The following is a 15,097-nucleotide window of genomic DNA, read 5'->3' as shown; positions in this document are numbered from 1 at the left end:
CCGAGAGCCCACTGCCGTGAAGGTCGCGCGGGGGTGTAAGAATGGCCAGCGTCGACCGACCCATCTGCAACCCCTCCACTGGAACCATCGTGAACCTTCGAAGAATCCTGCTGCTGGCGGTGGTGTTGTTGGGCATCGTGGCCTTTTTTGCGTTCGACCTGGATCGATTCCTGAGTCTGGAACAGCTCAAGCGGAGCCAGGCCACCTTTGCAGAACTGCACGCCCGCTCGCCGGTCCAGGTGGCGCTGGCGTATTTTGCCGTCTATGTGGCGGCCACGGCGCTCTCGGTGCCGGGCGCCACCATCATCACGCTGGCCGGCGGCGCCATCTTCGGCCTGTTCTGGGGCACGGTGCTGGTCTCGTTCGCCTCCAGCATCGGCGCGACGCTCGCCTTCCTGGTGTCGCGATTCGTGCTTCGCGATGGCATCCAGGCGCGCTTTGGCCATCGCCTGAAAGAGATCAACCGGGGCATCGAGAAAGACGGTGCGTTCTACCTGTTCACGCTGCGGCTCATCCCCGTGGTGCCGTTCTTCGTGATCAACCTGGTGATGGGGTTGACGCGCATGAAGGCCATCACCTTCTATGGGGTCAGCCAGCTGGGCATGCTGGCTGGGACCCTGGTCTATGTGAACGCGGGCACGCAGCTGGCCCGCCTTGACTCGCTCCAGGGCATCCTGAGCCCGGCGCTGCTCGGTTCGTTCGTTCTGCTGGGCGTGTTCCCGCTGATCGCGCGATGGATCTTGGGCGCGGCGCGCAAGCGGCAGGTGTACGCGCGCTGGAAGGGCCAGCGCCCCAAGCGCTTCGATCGCAACCTGATCGTGATCGGCGCGGGCGCGGGCGGGCTCGTCTCGGCCTACATCGCCGCCGTGGTCAAGGCCAAAGTCACGCTGATCGAATCGCACAAGATGGGTGGCGACTGCCTGAACTATGGCTGTGTGCCGAGCAAGGCGCTGATCAAGAGCGCGAAACTCGCGCACCAGATGCGCCACGGTGAGAACTACGGCCTGCACGCCACGACACCGGCATTCAGTTTCAAGGCCGTGATGCAGCGCATCCAGGACATCATCCGCGCGATCGAACCGCACGACAGCGTGGAGCGCTACACCGGCCTGGGCGTGGAGGTGCTGCAGGGCTACGCCCGGCTCACCAATCCCTGGACGGTGGAGATCGCGCTGAACGGTGGCGGCACCCAGACCCTGACGGCGCGCAGCATCGTGCTGGCCACAGGCGCGCGACCGTTCGTCCCACCCCTGCCCGGCCTGGACGACAGCGGCTATGTGACCAGCGACACGATGTGGGAGCGCTTCGGCGAACTCGACGAGATTCCCCGGCGCCTGGTGGTGCTGGGCGGCGGTCCGATTGGTTGCGAACTGGCGCAGGCTTTCGCCCGGCTGGGCTCGCAGGTGACGCAGGTGGAGATGGCGCCACGGCTCATGCTGCGCGAAGACGAGGAGGTGAGCGAGCTCGCGCGCAAGGCCCTGGCGGCCGATGGCGTGGACGTGCGCACCGGCCACAAGGCACTGAGGTGCGAGCGCCAGGGCGACCAGAAGGTGCTGGTGGTGGAGCACGCAGGGCAGGAGCAGCGCATCCTGTACGACGAACTCATCTGCGCCGTGGGCCGCAGCGCGCGGCTGGAAGGTTATGGCCTGGAAGAACTCGGCATACCGACCAACAAGACGGTGGAGACCGACGAATACCTGCAGACGATCTATCCGAACATCTACGCCGCGGGCGATGTGGCCGGCCCATACCAGTTCACGCACGTGGCTGCGCACCAGGCCTGGTACGCGGCGGTGAACGCGCTGTTTGGCGAGTTCCGCCGATTCAAGGCCGACTACCGCGTCATTCCCTGGGCCACCTTCATCGACCCCGAGGTGGCCCGCGTGGGACTGAACGAGCAGGAAGCCAAGGAAAAAGGCATCGCGGTGGAGGTGACGCGCTACGGCATCGACGACCTGGACCGCGCCATTGCCGACAGCGAGGCGCACGGTTTCGTGAAGGTGCTCACCCCACCCGACAAGGACACCATCCTGGGGGTGACCATCGTCGGCACGCACGCTGGCGACCTGCTGGCCGAGTACGTGCTGGCCATGAAGCACAGCCTGGGGCTCAACAAGATCCTGGGCACCATCCACACCTACCCCACCCTGGCCGAAGCCAACAAGTACGCGGCGGGCGAATGGAAGCGCGCCCACGCGCCGGAGCGACTGCTCGGCTGGGTGAAGAAGTACCACGACTGGAAGCGCGGATGACAAAAGCGTGGTTCGGACTGTGGATGGTGCTGGCCTGCATGCAGGTGTGGGCACAGGCCCTGCCGCTGCCGCCTCTGGTCCAGCCCGATGGCGCGATCAACCCGGCCTGGCGGTTCGTGGGCTTTCCCAGGCAACACACCGAACTGCCACCCACCCGGTTTGAAGCGGGCAGCGCGGACGGCGTGGCCGGCGTGCAGGTGCTCACCGCGTCCTCCTACGGCACGCTCGTGCAGGACACCCGGGGCCTCGCGCCTGCGCGTCTGCAGTGGCGCTGGCGGCTGGACCAGCCGCTCTCCGGCGGCAAGGCGAACGCCGACATCCTCACCAAGGCCGGCGACGACGCCGCGCTGAAGGTGTGCGTGATGTTCGACCACGCGCTGGACCGTGTGCCTTTCGTGGAGCGCACGGTGCTGCGGCTGGCGCGCAGCGCGAGCGGCGAGAGCCTGCCTGCAGCCACGGTGTGCTACGTGTGGGACAGCACCCACCCCGCGCTCACGCAGGGCGCCAACCCGTATACGCGGCGTGTGCGCTTCATCAGCCTGCAGGGTCGCGGTGCACCGCTGGCGCGCTGGGTACCGGAGTCGCGCGACGTGGCCCAGGACTTCATCGACCTTTTCGCCGACGAGCTTCCCCAGGGTCCGGCCACGCCACGCGATGCCGCGCCCGCCGTGACGCGCGTGCTCATTGGCGCAGACAGCGACAACACCGCCAGCACCAGCCGCGGCTGGGTGGCCGATGTGCGGTGGGCAGCGGACTCGCGCTGAGCCAGGCCGTACCATCGGGCGCATGCACCACGGCATCAAGAAACTCCTGCTGCTCGGCGCGGGCCACGCGCACGTGGAAGTGCTGGCCCGCCTCGCGCAAGGACGCCCGGGCAACCTGGATGTGACCGTGCTCACGCCCTACCCGCACCAGACCTACAGCGGCATGACGCCCGGCTTCGTCGCCGGCCACTACACCGAGGACGATTGCCGCATCGCGCTGGAGCCGCTCATGCGGGCGGCCGGGGCGCGCTGGGTGCAGGGACGTTGCAACGGCATCGATGCCGGACAGCGCCTGGTGGGGGTGCAGACGGCCACCGGCACGCAGGGTGCGCCCGCCACGCTGGCCTACGACCTGCTCTCCATCGACACCGGCGCCGTGCTGGACCGCGCGCGGCTGGAGGCCGAGATGCCGGGTGCCGCCACGCACGCGCTGCCGATCCGGCCGATCGAAGCCTTCACCACCTTCTGGCCGCAGGTGATGGAACTGGCGCAGACCCGGGCGGTGTCGCTGGCCGTGGTGGGCGCGGGCGCCGGTGGCATCGAACTGGTGTTCGCCGCCGAGCAGGCGATCAGGCTGCAGGGCCACGCTGGCGCGCGTTTCACACTGATCACCGGCGGTCCCGAAGTGGCCACAGGCTATGCGCCCGGCGTGCAAGGGCGCGTGTTGCGCCAGCTCAAGCGGCGCGGCATCACCGTGCTGCGCGAGGCCTGCACCGGGGTCGGCGAAGGCGAACTGCACCTGGGCAACGGCGCTCGTCTGGCTTGCGATGTGCCGCTGCTGGCCATCGGTACGCATGCGCCAGCCTGGTTGGGGGGCAGCGGGCTCGCCCTCTCCGAAGCAGGCCACGTGCAGGTGAATGAATTCCAGCAAAGCACCAGCCACGCCAATGTCTTCGCCGCGGGCGACGTGGCGAACCGCATCGACCAGACGCATCCGCGCAGCGGTGTCTACGCGGTGCGCGCAGGCCCGCCCCTGGCCCACAACCTGCTCGCCGCGCACGAAGGGCAAGCCCTCAAGGCCCATCAGCCCCCCCGGCATTCGCTCAACCTGCTCTCGTGCGGCACGGGGCATGCCATTGCGAGCTACGGCCCCCTGCACCTCGAGGGCGCGTGGGCCTGGTGGTGGAAGAACCGGATCGACCAAGGGTTCATGGCGCGCTACCGGCGGTAACCGCGCCGGGGGTGCGCTCTGGGTAGACTGGTCCCAGCCATTCTGCCGTCACACCATGCCAGCCTCACCTGCCCATCGCTTCGCCCCACTGCGTCTGTCTGCCCTGCTTCTGCTCACCGTTCTGGCCCAGGGCAGTGGGGCGCAGGCCCCGGCACCCGCCGCCACCGACAAGCTCCACCCGTGGCAGGCGCCGCCCCCACGTCTCACGGCCGAGGCCTATTTCACCAACCTCAAGGACGGCGATCGCATCGAGACGCCCTACCTGCTCAAGTTCGGACTCTCCGGCGGATGGGGCCTGGCGCCGATCGCGCAGGCAGGCCGCGCGCGCAGCGGCCACCACCACCTGCTGGTCAACCGCGACCTGCCCCTGAACTTCAAGGAAGCACTGCCGTTCAACGACCAGTACATCCACTTCGGCAAGGGGCAGATGGAGACCGTGCTCACGCTCGAACCCGGCACCTATACCCTGCGCATGCTGCTGGCCGACCAGAAGCACCTGCCGCACTTCGTCTACAGCAAGCCCGCCAGGATCACGGTCACGAAAAAGAACGCGGTGGATCCCGCCACGCTGTCCGTCAAGGGCGTGAGCATGGTGCTCGACGGTCCGGTGTTGAAGGCGCCGTTCAGGGTGCAGTTCCATGCCTCCGCACTCAACGTCGCCCACCAGGCCCAGAAAATACCGGACACGGGGCATTTCCGCCTGACCGCCACGCCCGCCACCGGCTCCGCTGCGCCCACCGTGATCGATTTTGCCGATGGCCAGACCGAGGTCTGGCTGGCGCCGCCGGCAGGCAGCTACAACCTGCGACTGGAAATGGTGGACAACGTCGACCCCGCCCGACGCCTGACCGCGCCGTCGGTGGCCAGCGTGCGCGTCGAGTGACGCGACTTCAGCAACCGAGCTGGTCGGCCAGGTCGAGGAAGTCCCTGGCGTGGATGGTGTTCGCTGCATCGGGCGACACATCCTTGGGGCGCGCGGCGCCGAATTCCAGCGGACGCTCCACATAGGCAGTGGCCAGGCCACAGCCGCGCGCCGCGGCCAGATCGTCCTGGTGCGCGGCCACCAGCATCACCTGCGTGGGCGGCACGCGAAACACGTCGGCCACGCCCAGGTAGGTACGCGGGTCGGGCTTGTAGGCGCGGAAGACCTCGGCCGAAAGAATGCAGTCCCAGGGCAGTCCGGCGCGCTTGGCCATGTGGGTGAGCAAACCCAGGTTGCCGTTGGACAAGGTACAGATCGTGTGCCGCGCCTTCAACCGCATGAGGCCGCGAACGGCGTCGGGCCAGGGGTCGAGCCGGTGCCACACGTGGTTGAGGTGATCGCGTTCGGCCTCGCCCAGGTGCGACAGGCCAAACCGCGGCAGGAGCTCGTCCAGGATCAGGCGGTGCAGATCGTCGATGCGCGTCCAGCCCAGTTCGCCCGAGCGCACGCGCTGCATGGCCGGCTGGTAACCCTCGCGCCAGGCGATGGCGAAGGCATCGGCATCCACCTGCGGGTACAGCGCCTGCACCTCGCGCGAAATGCTGCCGTGCCAGTCGACGACCGTGCCGAAGATGTCGAAGGCGAGGATCGGGGTGTAGGCCATCAATGCGACTTGATCGCCGTCACTTCAATCTCGATCTTCATGCGCTCATCGAGAAGTCCCGCCGTGATCACCATGGCGGCGGGCCGGGCACGGCCCAAATGCTTGCGCAGCACGGGCCAGCAGGCCTCGAACAGCGAGGCATCGGGCAGCACGTAGTTCACGCGCACCACGTCGTCCAGGCTGGCGCCGGCCTGCTGCAGCGCCGACTGGATGTTCTGGAAGCATTGCTCGGTCTGCTGGACGATGTCGTCCGAGATGGTCATGCGGGTGTAGTCGTAGCCCGTGGTGCCGGCCACGAACACGAAGTCGCCAGCGACCACGGCGCGTGAATAGCCGATCTGCTCCTCGAAGGTGGAGCCCGAGCTGATGCGTTGTCGTTCCATGCGTTCGTCCCCTGTTCAGTTCACCTGCAGGCGAACGCCATCGGCGCGCGCTGCCTCCACCTGCCCCACTTCGGCGGCCATGGCGAAGCCATGGCGCTCGAACACGGCCAGCACCTCGGCCACCGCATCGGGCGCGCAAGCCACCAGCAGGCCACCACTGGTCTGCGGGTCGGACAGCAGCGCCTGATCGACAGGCTGCAGGCCTTCGCCCAGGCGGACCTCGTGCCCGTAGGCGGCCCAGTTGCGGCCGGAAGCACCGGTCACCATGCCAGCGCCGGCCAGGCTGCGAACACCCTCGATCAACGGCACTCGGGTCATGTCGAGGTGCACCGTGGTGTTCGAACCGCGCGCCATCTCCAGCGCATGGCCCGCCAGGCCGAAGCCGGTGACGTCCGTGAGCGCGTGCACGCCGTGCAGAGCGGCCAGATCGGGGCCAGGCGTGTTGAGTTGCGTGGTGTTCGCGATCATCCGGGCGTAGCCGTCGGCCGGCAACGCGTCCTTCTTCAACGCCGCCGAAAGCACGCCCACGCCCAGGGGCTTGCCCAGGATCAGGCGGTCGCCGACCTTCGCCTCGGCGTTGCGCTTGACGCGCGCGGGGTGTACCAGCCCGAGCGCCACCAGGCCGTAGATGGGCTCCACGGAATCGATGGTGTGGCCACCCGCGATGGGAATGCCGGCTGCGCGGCACACGCTCTGGCCACCCGCGAGGATCTGGCCGATGGTCTCGGTCGAGAGCACGTTGATGGGCATGCCCACGATCGCCAGCGCCATGATCGGCGTGCCGCCCATGGCATACACGTCGCTGATGGCGTTGGTGGCGGCAATGCGGCCGAAGTCGAACGGGTCGTCGACGATGGGCATGAAGAAATCGGTGGTGGCAATCAGCGCCTGCTGGTCGTTGAGCCGGTACACGGCGGCGTCGTCGGCGGTCTCGATGCCCACGAGCAGCTCGGGCGGCACGGGCATGGCACTGGTGCCCTTGAGGATTTCACCCAGCAAGCCAGGTGCGATCTTGCAACCACAGCCACCGCCATGCGAAAGGCTGGTGAGGCGGGGTTCCTTGCGGGCGGATTCAGGGAGGGGAGCGTTCATGGTCGGGCGTGGGTGGCAGGGCGCACAGGGGCGCGCCGGACGCCCATTGTGCGACAGGCCTCAGGCCGGCGCCCAGAACACGCTGAACCAGCCGCGCTCGTCGCTCCAGTGGCGCGCCGGGCCGAAGCCGGCCTCCTGCAACAAAGCCTGGAAATCGGCCGGGTCCCACTTGTAGGAGTTCTCGGTGTGCAGGCGGTCCCCCTGGGCGAAGTGCCGCTCGCCGCCCGGCCAGCACACCGTTTGCGCTTCACGCGCCTCCAGGTGCATCTCGATGCGGGAGAGCTCCGCGTTGAACAGACCCACGTGGTGCCATGCGGCAGGGGCGAAGTCGGCGCCCAGCAGGCGGTTCACGTGCAGCAACAGGTTGCGGTTGAACGCGGCCGTGACGCCCAGCGCATCGTCGTAGGCCGGCTCGAGCACCTCGCGCGGCTTGACGCGGTCCACACCGATCAACAAGCCGCTGCCGGGACCGCCCCGGGCGCACACCTCGTGGGCCTGGCACAGCAGGGCCAGCGCCTCATCCGGGACAAAGTTGCCAATGCTGGAGCCGGGGTAGAACACGCAGCGCGGATGCTCACCCAGCGCACGGTCGGCAAGCCACTGGTGGGCGGTGGCGCCGAGCGTGAAGCGCTGGGAGAAGTCCATCCCCATGCCGAGCATGGGCAGGTCCGGATGGCGCTCCTGCAACGCGGCGAGCGTGTCTCGCAGGTAGTCCACCGAGATGTCCACCGGCACATACGCGCAGGGCTGCAGCACCGGGAACAGGCGCGTGGCCTTCTCGCAACTGCCCGCTCCCAGATCGATCATCACGGCCGCTTCGGGCACATGGCGCGCCATGTCGGCGCCGTGGCGCGCAAAGATGGCGGCCTCGGTTCGCGTGGGGTAGTACTCGGGCAGCTCGGTGATGGCATCGAACAGCCGCGAGCCGAGCGCGTCGTACAGGAACTTCGGCGCCACGCGCGGTGGCGTTTCGTTCAGGCTGGCGAGCAGTTCGGCGCGAACGACGGTGGCGGCAGGCAATTCGAACTGAACGAACTGCGGGGTGGGGATGGTTTGGTGTTTCACAGGCTTCGAGCCAGTCGGAGCCCGCTGAACTGCCAGCGCGCGTCGGTGGGGAAAAAGTTGCGATAGCTCGCGCGGATGTGGGTGGCAGGCGTGGCGCACGAACCGCCGCGCAGCACGTACTGGTTCACCATGAACTTGCCGTTGTATTCGCCCACGGCGCCCTCCGCGGGCTGGTAACCCGGGTAGGGCGCGTAACTGCTGGAGGTCCACTCCCAGACGTCCCCAAACATCTGCACGAGGCCGCTGCCGGCCTGGCGCGCCGGCAGGGGGTGCAGCGCGTTGCCGTCCTGCAGGTTGCCCTGCACCGGCAGCGGCGCAGCAGCCGACTCCCACTCGGCTTCGGTGGGCAGGCGGGCCCCCGACCAGCGCGCGAACGCATCCGCTTCGAAATAGCTGATGTGCGTGACAGGCGTGTTCGGATCGAGCGGCATCTCGCCGTGCAACGTGAACACCGTGGGCAGGGCATTCACCTCCAGGGGCAAGGTCCAGTACATCGGTGCGCGAATGCCCTGGGCACGCACCCAGTCCCAGCCGGCGGCCAGCCACCAGCGCGGTTCCTGATAGCCGCCGTCCCGGACGAAAGCGAGCCATTCGCCGTGCGTCACGGGTCGGTTCATCAAGGCGTGTGGCTCCAGCCACTGACGATGGCGCGGCGTCTCGTTGTCGAAACAGAAACCAGGGCCATCTTGACCCACCTCCACCAGACCACCTTCGAACTCGACCCAGGCCGGGGCAATGTTCGACACCGGCGTGAGCGGCCATGGCCGGTGGTAGGCCGGCCGCAACGGGTTGATGGACAGCAGGTGCTTGACGTCGGTGAGCAGCAGTTCCTGGTGCTGCTGCTCATGCTGCAGGCCCAGCGCGATCAGGCGCAACGCCTGCTCTGGCGCACCGTCGGCGATCAAGCGCGTGATGCGTTCATCCACGTCCTCGCGCCAGCGCCACACCTCGGCCAGGTCGGGCCGCGTGATCAGGCCACGCTGCGGTCTGGAGAACTGCTCGCCCACGCCCTGGTAGTAGCTATTGAACAGCACGCGAAAGGCGGGATTGAAAGGTTTGAACCGGGGCTCGAAGACCTCCAGCACGAACGTCTCGAAGAACCACGTCACGTGGGCGAGGTGCCACTTCACCGGGCTCGCGTCGGGCATGGACTGCGCCTGGCAGTCTTCTGCCGACAAGGGCGCTGCCAGTGCGCGGCTGCGCGCCCTCACCTCGGCGTAGTACGAGGCCAACGGATGCCGCGCGGCTAAAGGTGAGGGTTGGATTTGCATGACGTCAGTTTCCAGGTCGAAGTCGAAGCAACTGGCCGTCGCGATCGTCGGTCAGCAGGTAGATGAATCCGTCCGGACCCTCGCGCACATCGCGCACGCGCTGGCCCAGGTCGGGGAGGATCTTTTCTTCACGCGCCACGCGATCGCCATCGAGCACGATGCGCGCGACGTAACGGAACTTGAGCGAACCCACCAGCAGGTTGCCCTGCCAAGCCTTGCCGTACCGCTCGCTTCTCACGAACGCCATGCCCGAAGGCGCAATGGACGGCTTCCAGTAATGCAGGGGTTGTTCGAGGCCGGCCTTGCTGGTGATGCCTTCGCCGATCTGGCCACCGCCGTAGTTCTCGCCGTAGGTGATCACCGGCCAGCCGTGGTTCTTGCCCGCTTGCGTGATGTTGATTTCGTCGCCGCCCTGTGGACCGTGCTCGATGGTCCACAGACGCCCGTCGGCACCCATCGCAGCGGCCTGCACGTTGCGGTGGCCGATGCTCCAGATCTCGGGCAGCGCACCCGACTGCCTGGCGTAGGGGTTGTCGGCGGGCGCGCTGCCATCGGGCCGCACGCGCACCACCTTGCCGTGGTGGTTGTCCAGGGTCTGCGCATCGGCCATGCGCTGGAAACGATCGCCCAGGCCAAGAAACAGGTGGCCGTCGCTGGCCTGCGCGATACGGCAACCAAAATGCAGCCGGCTGCTCACCTTGGGCTTCTGGCTGAAGATCACCTTCACATCTTCCAGCGCGGTGGCATCGGCCGAGAGCCGCGCCGATGCCATGGCCGTGGAGTTGCCCGATCCGCTGGTCGCAGGTTCGGCGTAACAGAAGTGGATCGTGCGATTGCGGGCGAAGTCGCGGTCCGCGACGACATCAAGCAGGCCGCCCTGCCCCACCGCATCGACGCGCGGCACACCCTTGAGCGCATCGCCCACCCGACCATCGGCCTCGACGACCCGCATGCGCCCCGGGCGCTCGGTCACCAGCATGCGCCCGTCCCCGATGAAGGCCAGACCCCACGGGTTCTGCAATCCGCGTGCAACGACTTCGGCGGAGACAGAGGACGATTGAGCATGTGCCAACGGGGCAACCAGCGTGCCTGCCAGAACCAGGGCGTGAAAAAGGGGTGGATTGAAAGATAGGGTCATGGTGGAGGGAAGGAATTGCGGAAAAAGGGGGGCTTGCAACCGGGTTGGTGCACCCACCATGCGCAGGGTTCCCGTCAGCGCCCCATCGGACTGACGCCGAACAGCCACGCGTGCGCCCAGAACACGAACACCCCATAGATGCCCAGGCCCAGCACGATGGCGATGGCGTCGTTGGCCGCACTGCCAGGCAGCGCGGGCACGGAGCGAGTGAGGCCGGCCGCCGCCCGGCGCTTGACCGAGATGCGGTCGATCACCGCCCAGGCCAGGAAACCGCCGAAGAGCAGCACGTCGGCCAGCGTGCCGTTGGCCAGGAGGTGCGCCGTGGCCCAGAGCTTCACCGACAGCAGCATCGGGTGCTTCGCCGCGCGCTGGATGCGCCCGGGCAGGTACGCCGCCAGCAACAGCACGAACACCGGGAGCATCAGCAGCAGCGCGGCGTGGCGCAGACCGGTGGGCGGTGTGTAGACCACCACGGGCGCTTGCCGCGCCAGTCCGTATCCCCAGACGATGAGTGCGAGCGCCACGAAGGACACCAGCGAGTACAGACCCTTGAAGCCCCCCTCACCCATGCGCCCCGCCAGCGCATGGCGGCCATGGGGCGAGACGATGGACACGGAGTGCACACCCAGGAACAGCACCAGACCCACGATGAGCCACGCCATGAACTTCCCCTCTAGTCAACGGAAGGGGCACTGTAGCGCCGATGGCGCAGCTCCGCGAGGTGAAGGTCAAGCCCTCAGACGGGCGTTTCGGGCTTTGCGCGGCGCAGGCGTTCGCGGCTGTTCGACAGGTGCAGCCGCATGGCCTTGCGCGCGGCCTCGGCGTCGTGCTGTCGGATCGCCTGGTAGATGTTCTGGTGCTCGCCGTGCACGCGCTTGAGGTAGGCCAGCCGGCCTTCGGGTGCGCTGCTGGCGGTGTTGAGCCGCGTGCGCGGAATGATCATGGTGCCCAGGTAGGTCATGAGGTCCGCGAAATGGCGGTTGCCGGTGGCGCGCGCCACTTCCATGTGGAACTGAAAATCCGACGGCACGGCATCCGACGACTCGTCAATCGACGCCTCGAAGGCCGCGAGCGCGGCCGCCATGTTCTGCAAGTGGCTGTCATCCCGGCGCTGCGCGGCCAGGCTGGCGGCCTCGCTCTCCAGGCTGATGCGCAACTCGAGCAGCGAGATCACGTCGGCCACGGTGGCGAAGTCTTCTGGCGCGACGCGGAAGTTGCTCTGCTCCGGCGGCGACATCACGAAGGTGCCGATGCCGTGCTTGGTCTCCACCAGGCCCGAGGCCTGCAAGCGCGAGATGGCCTCTCGAATGACGGTGCGGCTCACTTCGAAACGGCCCATCAGCTCGGATTCGGTGGGCAGCTTGTCGCCGGTCTGCAGGCGGCCTTCGCGCACGTCGGCGGAAAGGGTCTCCACGATTTCGGGCACCAGCCCGCGAGGGCGGCGCGGTCGCGAAGCCGGCACGGCGTCCGCATCTAGGGTTTTCACTGAGAGCATGGTTTTTTCCTTGACACCCCATTCTCGCGTTCACACAATCCGCCCAAGTTGTCTGACAACCGACAACAGACAACGAGATGGGGCGGACTGTAACAAACCCGTTGCCAAAAGTCCAAGCCCTTTGACCACCCACCCGATCACCGCATGGAATCCACGCTCAAGACCCATCACCGCCTGTTGCTCACCGGCGCCGCCGGCGGCCTGGGCACGGCCCTGCGCGATCGGCTCAAGGGCAACTGCGCTGTGTTGCGGCTCTCGGACAAGGCCGACCTGGGCGCTGCCCAGCCGGGCGAAGAGATCGTGCAGGCCGACCTGTCGAACGCAGACGAAGTGGAAGCGATGGTGCGGGGCGTGGACGCCATCGTGCACATGGGCGGCATCTCGGTCGAAGCGCCCTTCGCCGCCATCCTGCAGGCCAACATCCTGGGCGCATACCACCTCTACGAGGCGGCGCGGCGGCACGGGGTGAAGCGCATCGTGTTCGCCAGTTCCAACCACGTGACCGGTTTCTACAAGCAGAGCGAGACCATTCACGCGGACCACCCGGCCCGGCCCGATGGCTTCTATGGCCTGAGCAAGGCCTTCGGCGAAGACCTGGCCCGCCTGTATTTCGACCGCCACGGCATCGAGACCGCGTGCGTGCGCATCGGCTCGTCGTTTCCCGAACCCAAGGACCGCCGCATGCTGGCCACCTGGTTGAGCTTTGACGATCTTCACCGGCTGATCGGGGCCTGCCTGAGCACGCCGGTGCTGGGCCACAGCATCGTCTTCGGCATGTCCAACAACGCGGTGACCTGGTGGGACAACAGCCGCGCGAAACACATCGGCTTCGTGCCGCGTGACAGTTCGGATGTGTTCCGCGATGCCGTGTTTGCCCGCACCAGCGCGCCAGACCTGAGCGACCCGGCCGCCATCTTCCAGGGCGGCGCCTTCGTCAAGGCCGGTCCGTTCTGATCATGAGCACGACCGCCGAACTGCTGGTCGATGCGCGCAACGGCGTGGGCGAAAGCCCGGTGTGGGACGCGCAGCGGCAGTGCCTTTTCTGGGTGGACATTCCCGGTCGCGCGCTCTGGTGCTGGGACGCCGGCACGGGACAGTCGCGCCAGTGGCCCACGCCCGAGATGACCGGCTGCATCGCGCTCGTGCAGGGCTCAGAGGTGGAGCCTCATGGCCGCTGGGTGGCCGCCATGGAAACCGGCTTGGCCGTGCTCACGCCGCTGGAAGACGGGACCGTCGAAGTGGAACACCGCGCCCGCGTGCGGCATCCGCAGACCGGCATGCGCTTCAACGACGGGCGCTGCGACCGCCAGGGACGCCTTCGTGCCGGCACCATGGTGTCGGACATGTCGCTGGCCGCTGCCGCAGGCACCGTCTATGCCTGGGACGGCGATGAACTGCACAGCCTGCTCGGCGGCCTGATCACACCCAACGGCATGGCCTTCAGCCCGGACGGTCGAACCATGTACCTCTCGGATTCGCACCCCAGCGTGCAGACCGTCTGGGCCTTCGACTACGACACCGACACCGGCATGCCGCACCACCGGCGCGTGTTCATCGACATGAACCCCCTGCCCGGCCGCCCCGATGGCGCGGCCATGGACGAGGACGGTGGCTACTGGATCTGCGCCAACGACGCCGGCCTGGTGCACCGCTTCACCCCCGATGGCCGACTGGACCGTTCGCTGGCGGTGCCGGTGAAGAAACCGGCCATGTGCGCGTTCGGCGGCCCGGGCATGGACACCCTGTTCGTCACCTCCATCCGGCCTGGCGGCGACCTCGCCGATCAGCCGCTGGCGGGCGGCTTGTTTGCTTTGCGCCCCGGCACGCGCGGGATCGCCGAAACCCCCTGCGAATTCTGACAAGAGGCCCCAGGCCCTATTTCACGCTCCATCCACCAACGCAACCCCGAGGAAGACATGAAGCTCCAACCTGCCCTGATCGCCCTGGCCGCCTGCGCGGCCATCAGTGCCCAAGCGGCCGAGTTCCGCTCGGCCGATATCCACAACGCCGACGACTACCCCACCGTCGCCGCCGTCAAGTACATGAGCGAACTGCTCGAGAAAAAAAGCGGTGGCAAGCACAAGATCAAAGTCTTCAACAAAGGTGCGCTGGGCACCGAGAAGGAAACCATCGACCAGGTCAAGATCGGCGCGCTGGAAATGACGCGGGTGAACATCAGCCCGATGAACGCCATCTGCCAGAAGACACAAGTGCCCACCATGCCGTTTCTGTTCGGTTCGGTCGAACACATGCGCAAGTCGCTGGATGGCCCGATCGGCGAGGAGATCCTGAAGTCCTGCGAGGACCAGGGCTTCATCGGCCTGGCGTTCTATGACAGCGGCGCGCGCTCGCTGTATGCCAAGAAACCGATCAAGACCGTGGCCGATGTGAAGGGGCAGAAAGTTCGCGTGCAGCAGTCCGAGCTGTGGGTGGCGCTGATCGGTGCGATGGGCGGCAACGCCACCCCCATGCCGTTCGGCGAGGTGTACACCGGCCTCAAGACCGGCCTGATCGACGCGGCAGAAAACAACATTCCCTCGTTCGAATCGACCAAACACTACGAGTCGGCCAAGTACTACTCACGCACGGAACACTCCATGGCGCCCGAGATGCTGCTGATGTCCAAGGTCGTTTGGGACAAGCTGCCAAAGGCGGAGCAGGACATGGTGCGCGCCGCGGCCAAGGAGTCCGTCGCATTCCAGCGCAAGAAATGGGACGAGCAGGAAGCGAAATCGCTGGCCGCGGTGAAGGCCGGTGGCGCGGAAATCGCCGAAGTGGACAAGAAGTCCTTCCAGGCCGTCATGGGCCCGGTGTACGACAAGTTCATGACCACGCCGGATCTCAAACGCCTGGTCAAGTCGATCCAGGACTCCAAGTAAC

At 67.2% G+C, this 15,097-nt stretch carries 15 protein-coding genes; 7 read left to right on the top strand and 8 right to left on the bottom strand.

Features of this window, described 5'->3' with window-relative positions; all coding sequences use genetic code 11:
• Positions 1–89 precede the first annotated feature (89 nt).
• From ACTIEY_RS14915 to ACTIEY_RS14900, 4 genes are read left to right on the top strand one after another with little or no spacing between them, the layout of a single operon-like run.
• Positions 90–2,252, top strand: a complete 2,163-nt coding sequence (locus ACTIEY_RS14915; protein ID WP_439519917.1) for an FAD-dependent oxidoreductase — start codon at positions 90–92, stop codon at positions 2,250–2,252.
• Positions 2,249–3,016 (top strand): DUF3047 domain-containing protein, encoded by a 768-nt coding sequence (locus tag ACTIEY_RS14910; protein ID WP_439519916.1) that lies wholly within the window; start codon positions 2,249–2,251, stop codon positions 3,014–3,016. The genes ACTIEY_RS14915 and ACTIEY_RS14910 overlap by 4 nt, the downstream gene beginning before the upstream one ends.
• Positions 3,017–3,038: 22 nt before the next feature.
• Entirely contained in the window at positions 3,039–4,187 is a 1,149-nt protein-coding gene (locus tag ACTIEY_RS14905; RefSeq protein WP_439519915.1) for an FAD-dependent oxidoreductase, read from the top strand.
• A 55-nt stretch (positions 4,188–4,242) separates the two neighbouring features.
• Entirely contained in the window at positions 4,243–5,070 is an 828-nt protein-coding gene (locus ACTIEY_RS14900) for a DUF4399 domain-containing protein (protein WP_439519914.1), read from the top strand.
• 7 nt (positions 5,071–5,077) lie between these two features.
• Here ACTIEY_RS14900 and ACTIEY_RS14895 read toward each other — a convergent pair whose 3' ends face one another.
• From ACTIEY_RS14895 to ACTIEY_RS14860, 8 genes are all read right to left on the bottom strand, one after another.
• A complete protein-coding gene (locus ACTIEY_RS14895) occupies positions 5,078–5,773 on the bottom strand; it encodes a haloacid dehalogenase type II (protein WP_439519913.1) in 696 nt (231 codons plus the stop codon).
• Complete coding sequence (locus ACTIEY_RS14890) at positions 5,773–6,156, bottom strand: RidA family protein (protein WP_439519912.1); 384 nt, start codon at positions 6,154–6,156, stop codon at positions 5,773–5,775. Before ACTIEY_RS14890 ends, ACTIEY_RS14895 begins: the two co-directional genes overlap by 1 nt.
• Positions 6,157–6,171: 15 nt before the next feature.
• A complete protein-coding gene (gene selD / locus ACTIEY_RS14885) occupies positions 6,172–7,248 on the bottom strand; it encodes a selenide, water dikinase SelD (RefSeq protein ID WP_439519911.1) in 1,077 nt (358 codons plus the stop codon).
• Positions 7,249–7,308: 60 nt separating this feature from the next.
• Positions 7,309–8,313, bottom strand: a complete 1,005-nt coding sequence (egtD, locus tag ACTIEY_RS14880; RefSeq protein ID WP_439519910.1) for an L-histidine N(alpha)-methyltransferase — start codon at positions 8,311–8,313, stop codon at positions 7,309–7,311.
• Complete coding sequence (gene egtB, locus ACTIEY_RS14875; protein WP_439519909.1) at positions 8,310–9,584, bottom strand: ergothioneine biosynthesis protein EgtB; 1,275 nt, start codon at positions 9,582–9,584, stop codon at positions 8,310–8,312. The genes egtD and egtB overlap by 4 nt, the downstream gene beginning before the upstream one ends.
• A gap of 4 nt (positions 9,585–9,588) precedes the next feature.
• Positions 9,589–10,722, bottom strand: a complete 1,134-nt coding sequence (locus ACTIEY_RS14870; RefSeq protein ID WP_439519908.1) for a PQQ-dependent sugar dehydrogenase — start codon at positions 10,720–10,722, stop codon at positions 9,589–9,591.
• A 74-nt stretch (positions 10,723–10,796) separates the two neighbouring features.
• Complete coding sequence (locus tag ACTIEY_RS14865) at positions 10,797–11,384, bottom strand: NnrU family protein (protein WP_439519907.1); 588 nt, start codon at positions 11,382–11,384, stop codon at positions 10,797–10,799.
• A gap of 74 nt (positions 11,385–11,458) precedes the next feature.
• Positions 11,459–12,217, bottom strand: a complete 759-nt coding sequence (locus tag ACTIEY_RS14860) for a FadR/GntR family transcriptional regulator (RefSeq protein ID WP_439519906.1) — start codon at positions 12,215–12,217, stop codon at positions 11,459–11,461.
• A 144-nt stretch (positions 12,218–12,361) separates the two neighbouring features.
• Between ACTIEY_RS14860 and ACTIEY_RS14855 the strand changes: the two genes are divergently transcribed.
• Genes ACTIEY_RS14855 through ACTIEY_RS14845 form a run of 3 tightly spaced genes read left to right on the top strand, consistent with a single transcriptional unit; the run spans position 12,362 to position 15,096 of the window.
• Complete coding sequence (locus ACTIEY_RS14855) at positions 12,362–13,171, top strand: NAD-dependent epimerase/dehydratase family protein (protein WP_439519905.1); 810 nt, start codon at positions 12,362–12,364, stop codon at positions 13,169–13,171.
• Positions 13,172–13,173: 2 nt separating this feature from the next.
• On the top strand, positions 13,174–14,076 hold the full coding sequence (locus ACTIEY_RS14850) for an SMP-30/gluconolactonase/LRE family protein (protein ID WP_439519904.1): 903 nt from the start codon (positions 13,174–13,176) through the stop codon (positions 14,074–14,076).
• 57 nt (positions 14,077–14,133) lie between these two features.
• Positions 14,134–15,096: a TRAP transporter substrate-binding protein gene (locus tag ACTIEY_RS14845; protein ID WP_439519903.1), complete on the top strand. Its 963-nt coding sequence runs from the start codon at positions 14,134–14,136 to the stop codon at positions 15,094–15,096.
• Position 15,097: the final 1 nt, after the last annotated feature.

Source organism: Hydrogenophaga sp. (genome assembly GCF_051858985.1).
In the GTDB taxonomy this organism is placed as follows: Bacteria; Pseudomonadota; Gammaproteobacteria; order Burkholderiales; family Burkholderiaceae_C; genus Hydrogenophaga.
Note: the sequence above shows the minus strand (reverse complement) of the source record. Positions and strands in the feature narration are given on the sequence as shown.